At 44.2% G+C, this 18,268-nt stretch carries 16 protein-coding genes, 1 tRNA gene and 1 pseudogene; 13 read left to right on the forward strand and 5 right to left on the reverse strand.

Annotated features, from left to right (window positions below):
- Together LDL18_RS06015 and LDL18_RS06020 are read left to right on the forward strand one after the other, a co-directional pair.
- Positions 1–751: pseudogene (locus LDL18_RS06015) on the forward strand (TonB-dependent receptor); the annotation flags it as partial.
- Between the two features lie 66 nt (positions 752–817).
- On the forward strand, positions 818–1,021 hold the full coding sequence (locus LDL18_RS06020) for a hypothetical protein (protein WP_296507780.1): 204 nt from the start codon (positions 818–820) through the stop codon (positions 1,019–1,021).
- Between the two features lie 20 nt (positions 1,022–1,041).
- Here LDL18_RS06020 and gltX read toward each other — a convergent pair whose 3' ends face one another.
- The 3 genes from gltX to LDL18_RS06035 all read right to left on the reverse strand — a co-directional run bounded on the left by gltX (position 1,042) and on the right by LDL18_RS06035 (position 5,109).
- Complete coding sequence (gene gltX / locus LDL18_RS06025; RefSeq protein WP_296507782.1) at positions 1,042–2,376, reverse strand: glutamate--tRNA ligase; 1,335 nt, start codon at positions 2,374–2,376, stop codon at positions 1,042–1,044.
- A 12-nt stretch (positions 2,377–2,388) separates the two neighbouring features.
- On the reverse strand, positions 2,389–4,059 hold the full coding sequence (locus LDL18_RS06030; protein WP_296507784.1) for an NAD+ synthase: 1,671 nt from the start codon (positions 4,057–4,059) through the stop codon (positions 2,389–2,391).
- A 231-nt stretch (positions 4,060–4,290) separates the two neighbouring features.
- Positions 4,291–5,109: a hypothetical protein gene (locus LDL18_RS06035; RefSeq protein WP_296507786.1), complete on the reverse strand. Its 819-nt coding sequence runs from the start codon at positions 5,107–5,109 to the stop codon at positions 4,291–4,293.
- Positions 5,110–5,303: 194 nt separating this feature from the next.
- Here LDL18_RS06035 and LDL18_RS06040 point away from each other — a divergent pair.
- From LDL18_RS06040 to LDL18_RS06055, 4 genes are all read left to right on the forward strand, one after another.
- Positions 5,304–5,379, forward strand: a tRNA-Thr gene (locus LDL18_RS06040).
- Between the two features lie 354 nt (positions 5,380–5,733).
- Positions 5,734–5,979, forward strand: coding sequence for a hypothetical protein (locus LDL18_RS06045; RefSeq protein WP_012817091.1), 246 nt, complete (start codon positions 5,734–5,736; stop codon positions 5,977–5,979).
- A gap of 161 nt (positions 5,980–6,140) precedes the next feature.
- On the forward strand, positions 6,141–7,055 hold the full coding sequence (locus LDL18_RS06050) for a nuclease-related domain-containing protein (RefSeq protein ID WP_296507790.1): 915 nt from the start codon (positions 6,141–6,143) through the stop codon (positions 7,053–7,055).
- Between the two features lie 35 nt (positions 7,056–7,090).
- Positions 7,091–8,137: a serine hydrolase domain-containing protein gene (locus tag LDL18_RS06055; RefSeq protein ID WP_296507791.1), complete on the forward strand. Its 1,047-nt coding sequence runs from the start codon at positions 7,091–7,093 to the stop codon at positions 8,135–8,137.
- On the opposite strand, the gene LDL18_RS06060 is transcribed toward LDL18_RS06055, so the two are convergent.
- Positions 8,138–10,858 carry an ATP-dependent DNA helicase gene (locus tag LDL18_RS06060; RefSeq protein WP_296507793.1) on the reverse strand — a complete coding sequence of 907 codons (2,721 nt, stop codon included), beginning with the start codon at positions 10,856–10,858 and terminating at the stop codon, positions 8,138–8,140.
- Between the two features lie 371 nt (positions 10,859–11,229).
- Between LDL18_RS06060 and LDL18_RS06065 the strand changes: the two genes are divergently transcribed.
- The 4 genes from LDL18_RS06065 to LDL18_RS06080 all read left to right on the forward strand — a co-directional run bounded on the left by LDL18_RS06065 (position 11,230) and on the right by LDL18_RS06080 (position 16,031).
- On the forward strand, positions 11,230–12,807 hold the full coding sequence (locus LDL18_RS06065; protein WP_296507809.1) for a lysine--tRNA ligase: 1,578 nt from the start codon (positions 11,230–11,232) through the stop codon (positions 12,805–12,807).
- Between the two features lie 503 nt (positions 12,808–13,310).
- Positions 13,311–14,489 carry an aldose epimerase family protein gene (locus LDL18_RS06070; protein WP_296507795.1) on the forward strand — a complete coding sequence of 393 codons (1,179 nt, stop codon included), beginning with the start codon at positions 13,311–13,313 and terminating at the stop codon, positions 14,487–14,489.
- A 225-nt stretch (positions 14,490–14,714) separates the two neighbouring features.
- The gene (locus LDL18_RS06075) at positions 14,715–15,269 is read left to right on the forward strand and encodes a recombinase family protein (protein ID WP_296507797.1); all 555 of its coding nucleotides are present in this window, start codon (positions 14,715–14,717) and stop codon (positions 15,267–15,269) included.
- Between the two features lie 228 nt (positions 15,270–15,497).
- Positions 15,498–16,031 (forward strand): DUF192 domain-containing protein, encoded by a 534-nt coding sequence (locus LDL18_RS06080; protein WP_296507799.1) that lies wholly within the window; start codon positions 15,498–15,500, stop codon positions 16,029–16,031.
- Positions 16,032–16,093: 62 nt separating this feature from the next.
- On the opposite strand, the gene LDL18_RS06085 is transcribed toward LDL18_RS06080, so the two are convergent.
- Complete coding sequence (locus LDL18_RS06085) at positions 16,094–16,477, reverse strand: MerC domain-containing protein (protein WP_011240749.1); 384 nt, start codon at positions 16,475–16,477, stop codon at positions 16,094–16,096.
- Between the two features lie 329 nt (positions 16,478–16,806).
- Between LDL18_RS06085 and rplM the strand changes: the two genes are divergently transcribed.
- The 3 genes from rplM to LDL18_RS06100 all read left to right on the forward strand — a co-directional run.
- Positions 16,807–17,286, forward strand: a complete 480-nt coding sequence (gene rplM, locus LDL18_RS06090) for a 50S ribosomal protein L13 (RefSeq protein ID WP_296507803.1) — start codon at positions 16,807–16,809, stop codon at positions 17,284–17,286.
- Positions 17,286–17,819: a 30S ribosomal protein S9 gene (rpsI, locus tag LDL18_RS06095; RefSeq protein WP_296507805.1), complete on the forward strand. Its 534-nt coding sequence runs from the start codon at positions 17,286–17,288 to the stop codon at positions 17,817–17,819. Before rplM ends, rpsI begins: the two co-directional genes overlap by 1 nt.
- A gap of 204 nt (positions 17,820–18,023) precedes the next feature.
- The coding region (locus LDL18_RS06100; RefSeq protein ID WP_296507807.1) for a protoglobin domain-containing protein at positions 18,024–18,268 on the forward strand (245 nt) is incomplete at its 3' end.

Here is an 18,268-nt window from a genome sequence, read left to right on the forward strand (position 1 = left end):
GGTCGGTTACAGAACGATCAGCCGCTTTAATGGCACAACGGGTGCTGCGACGGGGGTAAATAAAGCCACAACACCTTATGCCGAACGGCAAAATTACTATGATGCCGGTATCCAGCAAAAAATCGGGAAAGACTTCACTTTCGGGGTCGATGGTTACTATCGCCGCTCCCATAATCTGATCGATGAAGGTCAATTTGGTGAAGCGATCTTGATGACGCCGTTCAATTATAGTCGCGGTAAAATTTGGGGTATCGACTTTAACAGCAGCTATACGCATGGCGGTTGGCGTGTCTATGGCAACTTCGCCTATCAGAAGGCCTTGGGTAAGAAGATCAAATCCAGCGAATATAATTTCGAGGCCGATGATCTGGCCTATATCGCCCAGCATTACATCTATCTCGACCATAACCAAAGCTGGACGGCTTCCGGTGGCGTATCTTACACCTTCCATGAGGGTGTTTTGAAAAATCTGCAATTAGGCGCAACTGCGCTTTATGGTTCAGGTCTCAGAACGGATTTAACTTTGGCGAATGGCGATTCTATTCCCAATGGTGCCAGCGTCAAACCCTATGCCACCGTTAACACGACCATTATCTATCGCATCGAAAGACAAGGCATCAATCTGCGCTTTGATATCACCAATATCGGCGACCATGTCTATCAGATCAGAACGGGCGATGGTGTCGGTGTCGGCCTACCTTCTTATGGTGCCAGACGCGGATTTTTCTTTGGATTTTCGAAAGATATCTAACCGTTATGAAGTCTTTTACAGGATAAGGCCTTGTGCCTTATCCTGTGAGGATTTACGCATAATATTATGAAATTTGGCATCAGAAAACCTAGCATCCGCAAAAGCATTGCGGCTAGAACTTCCCCTACCCGCATCATCAAAAATAAATTAGGATTGCGGATGCCTCGTGGCTGGGGCTGGCTCACCGATCCCCAAAAGGCGCTTTATAACCGTGTTTATAATCGCACTAGTTTTTCTATTTTTGATCTGATCAAAAAATTTCTTAAATAATTCGATCAGATCAACCTATCTTATTTTACAGCCTGTTCCAGACGTTTGATGGTCTCTTCATGACCAATCAAAGACAGCAATCCGGCCATATCTGGGCCATGGCTCTGTCCTGTGAGAGCCAAACGCAAAGGCAAAAACAAGGCTTTTCCTTTCCGTCCGCTCTGTTTTTTCAAAATATCAATCCATTCTTTCCACGGATTGGAAGACCAATCGAGCGTTTTGGCAATACCCATCGCGTCAACTAGATAGACCTTATCTTCTTCGGAAAGGTCAGGCTTGGCGATGTCCTCTTTAACGACCGACCACCAAAAGGCGGCCTCAGATAAATCATCTATATTCGGACGGATAACTTCCCAACTATGGGCATCCATAGCTTCTGGCAAACGATCTGCCACCTGTTCATAAGGCATGATATGAAGAATACGGGCATTCAAATGCTTTAATTCTGCCATATCGAAACGGGCTGGTGCGCGGCTGAAATGACTAAAGTCAAAATTTTCAACCAGAGGTGCCAAATCCGTCAAAACTTCAACCGGATCGCTTGTGCCAATACGGGCAAGCAAAGCCTCCAAGGCAATCGGCTCGATATGATCGGCTTTGAAATCAGCGACACTATCGGCACCAAAACGCTTCGATATTTTTGCATCGCCTCCCGTCAACAAGGCCATATGGGCGAATTCAGGCAATTCAGCATCCAAAGCCTGAAACATCTGAATTTGGGTCGCTGTATTGCTGACATGATCTTCACCCCGAACAATGGTCGTGATTTCCATATCAATATCATCAATAACGCTCGGAAGCAGATACAGCCAGCTACCATCTGCCCGCCGAATAACGGGATCTGAAAGCAATTTGGGATCGAAACGCTGTTCACCCCGAATAAGATCATTCCATTTGATGGCATGGTCATGATCCAGACGAAAACGCCAATGAGGTTTGATGCCTTTTTCTTCCAGTTCAAAACGCTCTTCAACCGTCAGGTTAAGTGCTGCTCGATCATAAATCGGCGGCAATCCACGCCCAATCGCAATACGGCGTTTTAAATCCAGTTCCTGTGGCGTTTCGTAACAAGGGTAAATACGCCCTTTTGCCTTCAGGCTTTCAAAACGGATTTCATAAAGCTCGCTTCGCTTGGACTGGCTATATTCGACATCTGGATTAAGATTAAGCCAAGCCAAATCAGCCCGAATAGCTTGCGTATATTCTTCGGTTGATCTTTCGCTATCGGTATCATCAATCCGCAAGACAAAGCGGCCATGATGATGGCGGGCATAAAGCCAGTTGATTAAAGCCGTCCGAATATTGCCGACATGTAAAAAGCCCGTCGGCGATGGTGCAAAGCGCGTAGTAATCACAAGAAAACCCGATCAGGAATGAGAAGAACGAAATTGATGGGAAAGCGGATAACGGCGATCCCGCCCGAAATTGCGGCTACCCAGTTTAACACCGGGCGGAGCCTGCCTTCTTTTATATTCGGCACGATGAAGCAGATTTTCAATCCGTGTGACCAAATCAGGATCATAGCCGCGTTTGACCAGATCAGAACAGGATAAATCCTCTTCAATCAAGCCATGAAGAACGGCATCTAATATATCATAAGGCGGCAATGAATCGCTATCTTTTTGGTCTTCCCGCAATTCGGCAGAAGGCGGCTTGGTAATTACCCGTTCGGGCATAACCTTGCCATCAGACCCTAAAGCATGGGCAGGCTTATGGCTATTTCTCCAACGGGAAACCTGAAAGACATCACTTTTATAGAGGTCTTTCAGGACAGAGTAACCACCATTCATATCGCCATAAAGGGTCGCATAGCCGACCGCCATTTCACTTTTATTTCCGCGGGTTAATACCATTGGAGAAAATTTATTGGAAATCGCCATTAACACGACACCCCGTAAACGGGATTGAATATTTTCTTCGGTAATATCAGGCTTTTTTCCTGAAAAAAGCGGTGCCAGCATTCCATCAATGGCTTCAACTGCTGGATTGATAGGAACAGAATCTAACCGACATCCCAGCATCTCGGCACAAGCGCGCGCATCATCAAGGCTTTCTTGACTGGTATAGCGGGAAGGCAGCATCACGCACCAGACTTTATCGGCACCAAGGGCGTCTACCGCGACCGCAGCCGAAAGCGCGCTGTCAATGCCGCCGGACAAGCCCAACAAAACGCCAGAAAAACCATTCTGACGGACATAATCGCCAAGCCCCATCATCATGGCCTGATAAATATCGCTTAATCGCCCGTCTTCACCCTCTGGGCTTTTACTCTGTAAACCCTCATCACAAGACCAAACTTCTTCGGTCTTATGCCAATGGGTTACATAACACTCTGCCTGCCATTGCGGCAGAGAGACAGGCACCGAGCCATCTCGATTGACAACAAAAGAGCCACCGTCAAAAACAACTTCATCCTGTCCACCGACCCTATTCAGATACAGACAGGGTAATCCAGTTTCTTTGACCCGATCTGCAACAACTTTGCGCCGGACAGGATATTTACCACTTTCAAAAGGACTGCCATTCGGGACAAGAAGTATTTCCGCTCCGCATTCTTTCAGATGAGCGCACAGCTTTTCTGTCCAGATATCTTCACAAACAGGAACGCCAAGAGAAACACCTCTAAACAAGATAGGTTCAGGAAGAGATCCCGCCGAAAAAATCCGTTTTTCGTCAAAGGTGCCGTAATTTGGCAAGTCATGTTTATAGCGAATAGCTGCAATCTTACCTTGATCCAGCAAGGCAACGGCATTGAAAATCTGCCCCTTTTCCTGCCATGCCGTTCCAACCAACATTGCCGCCCCGCCATCAGATGTCACAAGAGCCAAGCGCTCCAATTCTTCCTTGGCATTTTGCAATAAAGACGGCTTTAAAACGAGGTCTTCAGGAGGATAACCGATCAATTGCAACTCAGGAAACAGGATAAGATCAACCTTCCCTGCTTCTTGCCTGATTTTCAGCATAGCATCCGCATTGCGGCGGCAATGGCCAACCGTTTGTGGGATTTGAGCTAACATTATTGTCAATTGGTCAGTCATGCTCTTCAGATCAGAATCCTTACCAGAGAAGGCTTCTGATACTTTCCTCCTTAGAATGCAGGCAGATGGTAGAACAGCCTGTAACAGACAAAAAAGAAAATGCCTTCATTTTTTCCTTTGCCTCAAAGATTTACAAATGAAAAGGCATATCCTTTAAAAACACCAGCCCTTAATAGCGACGCTTCCAGCCTCTAAAAAAGCCCAAGCTTTTCAGATAATTCGGTGCTGATCTTATAGCTTTTTCAAAAGTGCCTTAAGACCTTCGTCGTCTTTCTCGACCATGGCAACAATGCCGATCTGACCCTCTTTTTCACGGTGACCTAACAACAGAACAAAATCTTTTTCAACAGACCCCAGATCTACGACCGCCTTTGCCGGTGCTTTCTTCAAAGAAGCCAGACTATCGCTGCTTTTTATCATCGGAATAGCTGAATGATCGGCTTTTTCCCCAGAAATGTTATGGCTATCTGCCGCTGACAATTCACTAGCAACAGTCTGCAAAAGAGGTGATTTTGCTTTACTCTTATCTTCAGAAAGAATTTTCCAATTCACGACCCCATAAAGATGGTCAATATGCTCACCATCCGAAGAAAAAGGCATAAAGATACCGCGATAGATCAAAGACTGACCCAGATAATTTTCAAAGTCAGCTTCAAAGCCAACAGGGCCTTTTTGTTCGATTACCGCTGCAAAATGAGGAGCCGTTGCCATATGGGCAATCAGACTGCCTTCGGGGGCGTCTGAAATATGATTGACATGATATGTCAGTTTATCCAGCTCGCGCAAAGCATATCCCAGAAAGGATATCTTCGGATTATGGGGGTTTTCCCGAAAATCCAGTAAAAAGCTGTGCTGCCCGAAATCAGCAATAGCCGCCGGATCAAAATCACTCACCAATGGAATTTTGTGACCGTTTAATACAGATAACCAAAAATTATAGGCGCGTACATGCATCCGGCGATCATCTGCCCCAATCGCCTTCATAACGCCTTCACTTCCCCCCCTTGGGAAAACAGGAGCCTCGATCTCTTTTCTCTGACTGTCCGTCATATTTTTGGGTCTTTGCCTTCGTCAATTTTCAGGTAATCACGTCGATTATTTGTGGATATGCTTTATCCACTTTCAAACGAAGGGCGTAAAGACAATAAGCTTAAAATATCGCTAACAGAAAATTATTTCTGTCTAATTGCAAAATTATGCTTGAGCTTTCTGAAGAGGGTTGCTAAGAGCCACAACTCTGTTGCGCCGCTTTAGCTCAGCTGGTAGAGCATCGCATTCGTAATGCGAGGGTCGCAGGTTCGAGTCCTGCAAGCGGCACCAGAATTTTTGCCTTTATCTCTCGGCAACAACTTCCTTAAAATTCAACAATACGTTCCTATTATCGGTTGATAATGGCTATCTTTGGCTGTGTATTCAGCATCTATGGGCTATCCATTCTGAAAAATGTTCACCAATATGAAAATCAACTTATAAATAAGGCTTGATGATAGATTGTAATCACCAAACTTATTTTACAGATATTCGATATTTTTTAATTGTAAAATCAATATGTTATAAAAATCATGAAGTAAAAAATCGACTTTTGGGGCTTCGTCTAAACCCGCTCTATTTATTCTCTTTTTTTAGAAAAAATGTTAGATAATCCTCCCAATCTAGTATTGGGGACAATCAGCTGTGCATCGCTTCAACCACAATATAATTAAAGAATTGCGAGATAAGGTAGACAATTTACCAGAAAAAGAGAAGTTAATAACCAAAAAAGATATCGTGAATGAGATGGTTTCTTCTATCAAAATTCTTCACGAAAAAGGGTATTCTCCAGACGAAATTTTAGGATTTTTTAAAGAAAACGGGATATATAGTAACAACGGCTACATCATGTCTTTAATTGTAATGACAGTTTACTGCCACCCATCATGAAAATATAATCTGTTATGATGGCTGTCAGAGAGAAATAGAATAACTCGCCATTCCGCTTTTAAAATACAGCTTCATGAAAATACTTTTGATATAGATATTACCCAAAATTGATTTATGAACCAAATCGTTATTTATATTTGCTCTGATTGTCCGAGGTTCTCTTGTTTAGTAGCGTATCTGCCGTCTTGTTTATCCTTCTTTGTGCTTTGGTTCCTGCGGCTACCATTATTTTTTGCCAATTCAAAAATAGCCAACTCAAACGCCGCAGTCCTATTTCGGAACCGCTTCTTCCCCTTCCGGGCGAAACGCTGCAAAAAAATCTGAATTTTGAAAATAATAAATTGATAGCGGTCTTCTCTTTCTCTGCGCTTATTCCTTCAATCATTCTTATTTGCTTGATGGGACAGTGGATCAACCCAGCCCTTATGCAATTCCATTGGATTGATCTTTTATGGCTTCTGATATGCGGAGCCTCAATAACCGCCTCTGTCTATGCAACGAAAAGAATTATGGCGCGCCGAAAAGCCTTTTCCGCTGGTCTGATAGGAGAAATGGCTACGGCTGAATATTTCACCCCTTTGGTCAGAGAGGGATGGTATATTTTTCACGATCTATCTTTTCCTCGCGGAAATATCGACCATGTGCTTGTTGGGCCCACAGGCATTTTTGCGATTGAAACAAAATATCGTTCAAAATATGCCGATATTAAGGGTGGTCAAGGCGCTCTGGCAGAATATGACGGCAACAGCATCCTTTTTAGTGGCCGCCGCCAAGAAGATCTTCCCTTACAACAGGCAAAAGCTGTCAGTGGCGAATTATCAAAGTATTTACGGGGAAAATTGGGCTATACCGTTCCAGTCAGGCCGGTTGTTTCTTTACCGGGATGGAGAATAGAAAACTATTTGCCAGATGAAGAATCCGAAGTCATTGTCCTCAATCCCAAAAATTTCCGTCGTCTAAAAAATTTTCAGGTCATCATTAACGCTCCCGAAGCGATAAAAGTAACCAGTGCTTTGGAAGAAATGGCTAAAAAATCTCCTAAAAAACCCTTCTATAAGTCTATTATCAAAAGATAATAGGGCATCTGAACAGATTAAAGGCAGGTCGTCTCATGACATTTTCGGAAAGACTGGAAAATCTGGCAAAAAAGGCCTTTCAGTCTGTCGGTTCCTTTGTCTCGGAAGGTAAAATCTCGGGGGCGGCATTAGGTGTTATCACGGCTGACGGTCGGAAAGGATGTTACCTTGACGGATTTGCCCAGATTATACCGCAAAAAGAAAAACTGACGCGACAACATTATTTCGATCTTGCTTCTTTAACCAAGGTAATGGCGACAACACCGGCTATTTTAAAACTGGTCGATGATGGAATCATTGATCTCGACCAACCTTTAACCAAAGCTATTCCTGACCTAAGACAATATGAAGTGGGTTCCGCCTATGAACGGACACTGACTTTTAGAGATTGCCTTACCCATAATACGCTTCTTCCCGCCGTAGAGCCTATTTATACCTATGGCAGCGATCCCAATCGGCTTCGGCATTTCATTTTGCAACGTAAATGGGAAAAAACTGCCACGCCCGTTTACTCTGATATCAATTTTATGTTGCTTGGTATTGCCTTGGAACGGCTACATCATGCTCCATTGATCACTTTACCGCTACCAAGGGGGCTTACCTACACCCCACCGGCGTCTCTCGCGGTTGCGACCGAAAATTGCGTTTTCCGCCATCGTGTTCTTAAGGGCGAAGTGCATGATGAAAATGCTTGGGCATTGGGGGGGGCTGCCGGTCACGCCGGTTTATTTGGCACGGTCGATGCGGTTCTTGACTTTGCCCAATCGCTTTTGAATGGCCAAGGGATATCTCCCAAATCTTTAGACTCGATCCGTCGCATTTCAACCAATCCCAAAAGAAGTCTTGGCTGGGAATGTAAATTTGATAACTGGGCAGGTGGTCAGGCTTGCTCCGATCAGACCATTGGACATACCGGCTTTACTGGAACCGGATTATGGATAGATTTCGACCGTTCTTTGGCATGGACATTATTAACTAATCGCGTTCACCCCACCCGTTTTTCAGGGGTGCCTATGCAAGATATCCGGCGGAAAACTGGAAATGCCATTATCGCAGAATGGGACAACGTTCTTTCTTCATAACTATTCCAAGCGGCATTTTTCTGTAATCATCGCAGTTACTTCATCAAGGGGCAAACGATGAATAGGAACCCCTTCGGGAAAAGCATTTAAAAGCCGAGAGGGCACTGCCGATGACAATAACACGAATGCCCCCTTGTCATGTTGACTACGGATTAGGCGACCAAAACCCTGCGCCAGTTTGGCACGAATAATCTGGTCATCATAGGCTCTCCCGCCCCATACTCGCCGCCTTGCTGCATGAGCAACTGTTGGACGTGGCCAAGGTAACCCTTCCATAATCACAAGTCGTAAAGATTCTCCGGGGACATCAATGCCATCTCTCAAGGCATCCGTCCCCAAAAGAGAGGCATGAAGATCATCCCGAAAAATATCAACCAAAGTGCCGGTATCCATCGGATCGACATGCTGGGCATAAAGGGGCAAACCTTGTCTCGCGAGATGGTCGACAATCATCGCATAGACGCGCTTCAAGCGATGAATCGACGAAAACAAGCCTAATGCGCCGCCTTTTGCGGCTTCCAGCAACCGCACATAGCCATTACTTAAAGACGCAAGGTTATTTTTTTGAATATCGGTCACGATAAATATTTCAGCCGCATCACGATAATGAAATGGGCTTTTTGCCTCAAAATGTAACAGCGGAATATCCAAATGTTTGGCACCACTTCGCTGCTCGGCCATATCCCATAAAAGACTATCCTCAGCCTTCTCAGCTTCCAGATCAGAGGGTGATACGCGCCCCACGCCCAAAGTCGCTGAAGTAATCAATAACCCATGCGCAGATTTAAACACATCTTCGGCAAGGGGATGGGTCGGGTCAATCCAATGACGATGGATCCCGATGTCATATTCTCGGCCGTCAATTCGATCGATTGCCAGCCAGTCGATAAAATTCGCCTCTGCTGATCCTGTCAGCCGCTCAATCAAATTCAACCAGCTTGATAGTATCATTTCGCGCCGCTCTAAAGCGTTCATCAGGCCTTCTATTTTCCCACGCACAGCATTGTTGAGCCAATCAGGCGATTCTGCCAATAATTGTTCAAGGCGCTTCCCAATCAAAAGCAAGGGTTCACGAAGGGCATGAAGCGCAGTCTGGCTTTCTTTCGCACCATCGGCAACAGCTTGATCGACATCCATAATTTCGATTTCAAGGCTATAGCCCTGCTCTGATTTTTCAGCCTGCGATTTCACCATATGATGAATAGCCAGAAACAGCCTTTCAATGCCATTTTGCGGCTTATCTTCCGATAAATTCTTTAACCAGCTATCAGAAGGCAGGAAACGGGCGGCCTCCTTCAACGCTTCGACAGCCTCCGCAATTTTTTCATCATATCCAGCTATTTCAGATAGACCTTTTCGCCGTCGGCGGCTGCCCGATCCCGTCAACCAGCGCCTTAATTCGCAAGCGTCTCTGGCGGTAAAGGCCACAGCAAAGGTTGAATCTGCTGATTCAAATACATGATGCCCTTCGTCAAAAATCAAGCGATTAAGATGGCTATCTTCGCTTTTATCCCCTGTTGCCAACAACATCACCAAAGCATGATTAGCAATAACAATATGGGCATTTTTGGTGGCACGAATAGCGCGTTCAATAAAACAGCGCCGAAAATGGGGACAGGCCGAATAAATACATTCGCCGCGCCTATCTGTCAGAGACAAAGCCCCATTTCGCCGAAACAGACTTATTAACCATCCGGGAAGATCGCCTCCAATCATATCCCCATCACGGCTATAGGCTGCCCATCGGGCAACTAATTGAACCAGAATATTGGTGCGATAACGATAATTGCCCTGCAAGGCTTCTTCAAGATTGAGCAAGCAGAGATAATTCTCGCGCCCTTTTCTGATAGCGACCTTCTCGCGATATTGCTGAAAATCAGGAAAAATCCGTTCTGCTTCCCGCCCTAACTGGCGTTGTAAAGCCTTGGTATAGGTCGAAATCCATACTGTGCCTTCGGCTTTTTCTGCCCATTCCGCCGCTGGAGCCAAATAGCCCAATGTCTTCCCGATGCCAGTTCCAGCCTGTGCTAAAAGTAGCTGCGGTTCATCCTCTTTTTCTCTGGGGCTAAATATCTGACTAACATGACGCGCATAACGGCGCTGTTCGGGTCTGGATTCGGCCTGTTCACCCAAAGTTTTTCCCAAACTTTTATCCGCCTCTTCTGGTGACAAAACAACCGGACGGATAGGCGATCTTGGTGGCGTATCTTCCCATTCAGGCAAACGGGAAAACAACCATGCCTCTGGATGGAGCGGTTTTTCCAAATAAGCCTCAATAAAAGGGCTCCAACTCCATTGCCGCCGCGCCAAAGCGGCTGCACTATCCCATGCGCCACCCCGTTCCGGCCATTTCGGGTCGGAAAGCGTTTTCAAAAGCTGGTCAGTAATTTGATGAAGGATACGGGCAGCCGAAACATCATCTTCCGGTACATCCATGCCTAAATACCGCGCCAATCCTAACGCGGTTGGTACCGCAAAACGCGCTGGATGCACAAAAGCAAATAATTCCAGAAGATCAAGCCCGCTTGCCTCTTCGATTTTTAGTCGGCTGGCGACCATAGGCGCATTCAGCAGAATAAGAGGCGTTTTTTGTAACAGATTGACAGCCGTCTGACGATCAAGCGACTGGATATTCCCATTGGGGAAAGCCCTCCATATCCCAGCATGGGTGACATATAATGCCGGAGGTATTTGATCTTCTGAAAAAAGGCTATCTGTCACGCATTATTCCTATCTTGAGAAGATGACTTTATTCCACCTGACAAAGAAGAGCCTGTCCCAAGGCTTGATTAACCTCTAGACGACCGATATTGAAATCTGCCCGATCAGGCATAAACAGGATAAATTCCTGACCAAGATAGGTTTATCAACTGAAAAAGCTATTCCGATAGAGTAAGATAACGCAAATTATGGCTCCGCTGTGGATTTCTTCAGTTGGGATAACGGGGTAAAACACCTATCCCCGATAACCGGCATTCAGTCAAAAGGGATACTTTGATTTTTGATATCCCTGTATATAGAAATGCACCGGATAGTTTTTATTCAGGATCGGCCTTCTTGTCCGGTCTTCTTTTATGACACAACAGGATCATATGACACAGGAAAACGCGCTTCGCATTGCAGCCCAAAAATCCAAAGCATGGCCTTTTGAAGAGGCACGAAAATTGCTGAAACGCTATGCTAAGGCGGCTCCTGAAAAAGGATATATCCTTTTTGAAACCGGTTATGGGCCTTCAGGTCTGCCCCATATCGGCACTTTTAACGAAGTTCTCAGAACGACGATGGTGCGCCGCGCCTATGAAATTCTGTCAGACACACCGACTCGTTTGATCGCTTTCTCGGATGATATGGATGGCTTGCGGAAAATTCCTGACAATGTGCCCAATCATGAAATGCTGGCTAAACATCTGGGTAAGCCTTTATCCCGTATTCCCGATCCTTTTGGCAAATATGAAAGTTTCGCGCATCACAATAATGCGATGCTGCGCGAATTCCTTGACCGTTTCGGCTTTGAATATGATTTTTATTCGGCCAGCGAACAATATAATTCTGGCCGTTTCAATGAAACGCTAAAAGATATCCTTCGTAACTATCAAAAAATCATGAATATCATGCTGCCAACGCTTCGCGAAGAAAGACGGGCAACCTATTCTCCGATCCTTCCGATCAGCGAAAAAAGCGGCATTGTTTTGCAGGTTCCTGTCGAAGTCGTCGATGCCGAAGTCGGTATTATCCGCTTCGAAGATGAAGGTGAAACCGTTGAACAGTCTATTCTTGACGGCAAAGCCAAACTGCAATGGAAGGTCGATTGGGCAATGCGCTGGAAAGCGCTTGGCGTTGACTATGAAATGGCCGGAAAAGATTTGATTGATTCCGTTACCCAATCATCAAAAATTACCCGTGTTCTCGGTGGTCGCCGACTCATTGGAAAAAACTATGAAATGTTTCTGGATGAAAATGGCGAAAAGATTTCCAAATCCAAGGGAAATGGCATTGGATTGGAGGAATGGTTCCGCTACGGCCCCGAAGAAAGTCTGGCTTTCTTTGCCTATCGTGAACCTAAAAAAGCGAAATCTTTACATCTAGGCGTTATCCCTCGGGCTATTGATGAATATTGGCAATTCAGAAAAAATTGGCATGATCAGGATGCTGATAAAAAGCTGGGTAATCCGGTTCATCATATTCACAATGGCGCTGTCCCGACGACAGAAATGCCGGTGCCTTTCAGTCTGCTTCTGAATTTGGTTGGCGTTTTGGGTGATGGCGCAGACAAAACTATGGTCTGGGGCTATCTCAATCAGTTATTACCGGAAGCCACCGCCGAACAATATCCCGATCTCGATCGCCTGATCGGTTTTGCCTTGGCCTATCACAAAGATCATATTGCTCCGACCCTGAAACGTCGCGCTCCGACAGGACAGGAAAAAGAGGCTTTGAAAGATTTGGATAACCGCCTTTCAAAATTGGCAGCAGACAGCTCTGCCGAGGCTTTACAAACCGAAGTCTATGAAGTCGGAAAAAGCTATTATGAGAATCAGTTGAGAGATTGGTTCGGTGTTCTCTATGAAACGCTGCTTGGTTCCAGCCAAGGTCCTCGCATGGGCAGCTTCATCAAGCTCTATGGCTTGGATAATACCAGAAAACTGATTGCTGAAGCTTTGGCAAAATAATTAAAACTTATTCTTTTCGGAGAGAAAACGGATTCAGTTTTCTCTCCGAAAATCACTTTCGATTAGTAAGATTTTTTAAAAATAATTTTAAAATAAATATTTAATATAATTTTTTAATTTCAAACAAAAAAAATTAAGTTATTTTAAATTGATTTTAAAAGTTAAAAATTTATAATTTAAATTATACTCGCCTTTTACAAAGCCTTCTTTAAAGCGTTTTTTGCCTTTTATTTTAAGAAAAAATAATAAATTGAATAAAATTTGACTTGCGTTGTCAAAGTTGACTTCAAAAAAGTTTAATATTACATCAATAAAAATAACAATATTATTTTTAATTCAAATTCAATCTAAAATAATAATCATTAAATAAACGTCATTATTATTGATTTTAAGGCAAAAGATCATATCTTTCTTCGGTTATCTTATTTAATTCGTCTAACTATTCAACAAATAAATAAGAGATTTACTGATTCAGTTTTTACAAATTGAAGAAAGATTGTCACATGCGCTATTTATCAAAACAGATAATGTATTTATGCCTTGGTTTATCTGTGCCAGCAGCGGTTATCACACCGACCGCCGCCCATAGCGCTGCGTCTTCGGTCAGTTTAAGTAGTGCGCCCTTTGGCACCACTCCTGAAGGCCAACCTGTTCAGATTTATACCTTAAAAAACACTAATGGCGTAACCGTTCGTTTTATTTCTTATGGCGGTATTATCCAATCCATCGAAACACCTGACCGCGATGGTAAAGCCGGTGATATTGTTCTCGGATTTTCCGATCTCAAAGGCTACACCATAGATTCGGCAAAAGGCGGCCTCTTTTTTGGTGCATTGATTGGTCGATATGCCAACCGGATTGCGAATGGCACCTACAGCCTCGGCGGAAAAACCTATCATGTCCCCGTGACCGCGGCTCCGAACGCCTTACATGGCGGGACAAAGGGTTTTGATAAATATGTTTGGACAGTCCGCCCCCTGCCCGCGACCGAACATGAGGCTGGCGCAGAATTAACTTTGGTCAGCCCCGATAACGACCAAGGTTTCCCAGGAAATTTAACGGTTCATGTCACCTATACATTGAATGACAAAAATGAACTGCGGTTGCGTTATCAGGCTAAAACAGACAAGCCGACAGTTCTCAATCTAAGCAATCACAGCTATTTTAACTTGAGCGGCGAAGGCTCCGGTTCGATTGAAAACCAGATTTTAAAAATTAACGCTGACAATTATACGCCGACGGATACAACCTCTATTCCTACTGGCGAGATAGCCCCTGTAGCAGGCACCGTTCTTGATTTTCGTAATCCGATGCGAATTGGCGATCATTTACGTGATAACAATGAACAGCTCCGCTATGCACGCGGATATGATCAGAATTGGGTTATTAACGGGGAATATGGAAAACAGCCTCGTCTCGCTGCCCAAATTTTCGACCCCAAAACGGGACGGACAATGGATGTGCTGACCTCTCAACCGGGGATGCAGGTTTATACTTCCAATTCTTTGGACGGCACTTATTACGGCAAAAGCAACAAGCAATATCGCCAAACCGATGCTATTGCTTTTGAAGCTGAGCATTTTCCGGATTCGCCTAATCACTCCAATTTCCCGACAACCGAACTCAAGCCGGGACAGGTATTTGATTATACGACCATTTTCCGCTTTGGAACGCGTCGTTAGAATATCTCTTTAATATTAGGCATATCGGTAGCAACTAATAAGATCTATTAGTTGCTGCCTAATGTCTCATATATTTCTCATTATTACATATTGAGGTATAAAGAATTAAAAAGATTTAAAGATTATCCGTATACCCTATTGTAATATAACCTTTATTATATTTAATCTTAAAACACATCTTATAATCATTATATCAAAATTAAATTTCGGAAATAAAAGAGAATTATGAAAATTGGATATGCAAGGGTTTCAACCCATGAAGAGAATCTGGATGACCAGATCAAGGCTTTAAAGGAAGCTGGCTGCGAAGAAGTATTTACCGATAAAGTAAGCAGCATCAAAGCTGAAAGACCGGGGCTTGATGAAGCCTTAAATTTCATGCGGGAAGGTGATAAATTTATCGTCTGGCGGCTTGATCGTCTGGCAAGGTCACTCAAAGAATTGATTACCTTGGTTGATAATTTAAAAAAACGTTCGGTTCTTTTTGAAAGCCTCTCGGAAAAAATTGACACAGCCTCTTCTGATGGCAGTTTAATTTTCCATATTTTCGGAGCCATGGCGGAATTTGAACGCAATCTTATCCGCGAACGCACTCAAGCCGGTTTGAAGGCAGCAAGGGCAAGAGGCCGCTTGGGTGGACGTCCCCATATGCCGGAGGATAAAATTAACACCGCTATTACGCTTTATCATAGCAACCCCGATATGCCGATTGCTGATATTTGTCGGGCTTCTGGTGTTAGCCGAGCGACACTTTATCGCTATTTGAAAGCCAAAAAATAAAATAATCTGTTTAATATATTTAGAATGAGGAGGTGATGTTCCCCCGATCCGGAAAGGATCAAGATTTTATTTAAGCAACAAAGGTCATCATATTTTTATCAAAGATACTTTTTAGCAAGCTGAACCAAAGCCGTTTCTTTATATGTCCTGAATATACGCTATTGGATGTTCAACAAATGGATATCCTGATAAAGAATTTCTGAATTCGAGTATAAAAAGGCATATCCGATGCGTAAAATCCTTATGTTGGCAGCGGTTTTTATCTTATCTGCCAATAACGACACGCCCGATTATAAAGAAACGCCCGCGTCAACAGAAGCCGTTCCGCCCACCAATGACCCATGGGCAAACTGCGAATTTGAAATTAAAACAGCCAGCTTCGGAACAAAAATCCCGTTCACGACGGTTCCTGTCGCCCATACCAAAGAACAGATCAACCAAGGTGTTGCCAATTTGTATAATGGTACACCAATCATGCTTTTTCTATGGGATCAACCGCGTCGCTATGCTTTTACGATGCGGTCAGTATTACGGCCTATGTCAGTGGCTTTTATCAATGATAAGGGCGAAATCACTCAAATAGAAAATATGAAGCCGAATACGACCGAGCTTCATGTCTCTGACAAGCCGGTTCGCGTTGCTTTAGAAGTCGGGAAAGGCCTTTTAAGTAGCCATAATATTACAACTGGCTCACGAATAACGATCAAGCAATGTTCTTCGACACTGCCCTTCCCCGAAAAATTCTTTCAAGAGAAAAAATAGAAAAACAGGAAGCGATATATTTTTGTGTCTTCAAAAGCAGAAATATATCGCCAGCCTTTTTATCAATGAAGACAGCTATGCCGTCTGACACGATGATTCATTAAATGGGCGCAGGCAACCAAAGAAACCCCAATCACCGTGCAAACATCCTCTGCCACACTATGACCTACAAATAATCCAACAGACATAAAGGCAATACCAATAAAGCCTATAATAACAGGACGCCATTTATGGTGGGACAAAAATCCACCGCCTAATCCCAATAAAGCAAAAAGAACAGCCAGCCCTAAACCGATTTCATGAATACGCGGGTCGTTGAGGCGATCAGATACTTCGGACAAAAAGAGCAAAAGAAATAATCCGCCGAAACAATGGATAGCGCATAATCCTGAAAGCACAACAGCGATACGATCTAGCCAATGAGACTGAAAAATTCGCTTTATCATCTCTTTATCCTAAAATTGAATAAGGCATCCTTTTACTATGGCAGTTGATAAGATGCGCTGGTCTTCCGGTTATATGGGACATGCCGGTATATGTTACAACGTAACGGCTGTCATTTTACCCTCTTAAGGATGATCGAAAACCGATCATTTTTAGGGATATAAAAGAATAAAAAATAATCACGGTATTATAATACCACTCTAAAAACCCTTATTTTTCTTGACTATTCCGGCCTAGACTGTATTCACCTGCCTTCAATAAACGGTATTTCTGTTTTAGGCAGGAATTTCCGTAATTTTACGAATTTTAGCCATATGAGGAACAAGAGCCCATGAAGGCGCTCATGAAAACGACGAAGCCGGCAACGCCTGCAACCGTCGAAAAAAAATGGCATCTGATTGATGCCGAAGGATTAGTTGTTGGTCGTGTCGCAACGATTATCGCTAATCTTCTGCGCGGCAAGCACAAACCGAGCTTTACGCCTTACATTGACTGCGGCGACAATGTCGTTGTTATCAATGCAGACAAGGTTCGTTTCACCGGCCGTAAAATGCAGAAAAAAGTATACTACAAGCATACCGGTTATGCTGGTGGTATCAAGGAAACCACTCCGGCCAAGGTTTTGGGCGGACGTTTCCCAGAACGTGTATTGGAAAAAGCGGTTGAACGCATGATTCCCCGTGGCCCCTTAGGTCGCCAGCAAATGCGTAATCTCCGTATCTTTGCCGGTGCAGAACATTCGCATACGGCTCAGAATCCTGAAGTTTTTGATGTTGCGGCTATGAACCGTAAAAATAAGGTGGGTGCCTGATGGCTGATCATCGTCAATCTCTTTCCGATCTTGCTGATCTGGCAAAAGCCGGTGCTGCAACGACCTCTGTTGTTACAGAAACTGTTGTTGAAGAAAAAGCTGCTGTGGCCGAACCCGCTCCCCTGCGTGAGCAGATTTTGGACGCACAGGGTCGCGCTTATGCAACTGGCCGTCGTAAAGACGCTGTTGCTCGTGTCTGGATCAAACCGGGCAGCGGCAAGATCACTGTAAACGGTCGCGATCAGGAAGTTTACTTCGCCCGCCCGACCCTGCGTTTGGTTATCAACCAGCCTTTCGACGTTACAGAACGTCGTGGCCAGTATGATGTTGTCGCAACCGTTACCGGTGGCGGTCTTTCTGGTCAGGCCGGTGCTGTAAAGCATGGTATTTCTCAGGCTTTGACCCGCTACGAACCGGCTCTGCGTTCTTCTGTGAAGGCTGCTGGCTTCCTGACGCGTGATAGCCGTGCGGTTGAACGTAAGAAATACGGTCGCGCTAAAGCTCGCCGTAGCTTCCAGTTCTCCAAACGTTAAGATCTTTTTACTTTATAAAACAATTTATAAAGAAAAAGACAAAAAGGGTGCCATTTTGGCACCCTTTTTCTTTTAAAATGGATATAAATTTCCAACTATATGCCGTAAAAGTAAAGGACACTCTGCCTCATGTTCTTTTCTTTTTTGCTTGGGAACAGAATGTCCGATAAACGACCTAAACGGATTCCAAACTAAGGATTTTGCGTGGCTGAAGATTTCAAGGAACGTTTAAAGTTATTTAACGTCACCGCAGGTGACTATAAAAATTTCCCCGCGCTTAAAAAAATTGTTGAGCGTCATGGACAGAAAACCCTTGATTATCTTTATACGCATTTGACCCGTAGTTCGGCTGCCCATTTTTTCAAAAACAAAGACGCGATTGAAAAGGCAAAAAAGAAGCAGCTAGCGCATTGGCTCTCGTGGTTTACCTTACCTTTCGATAAAAAAAG

It is taken from the genome of Zymomonas sp. (assembly GCF_020216885.1).
GTDB lineage: Bacteria > Pseudomonadota > Alphaproteobacteria > Sphingomonadales > Sphingomonadaceae > Zymomonas.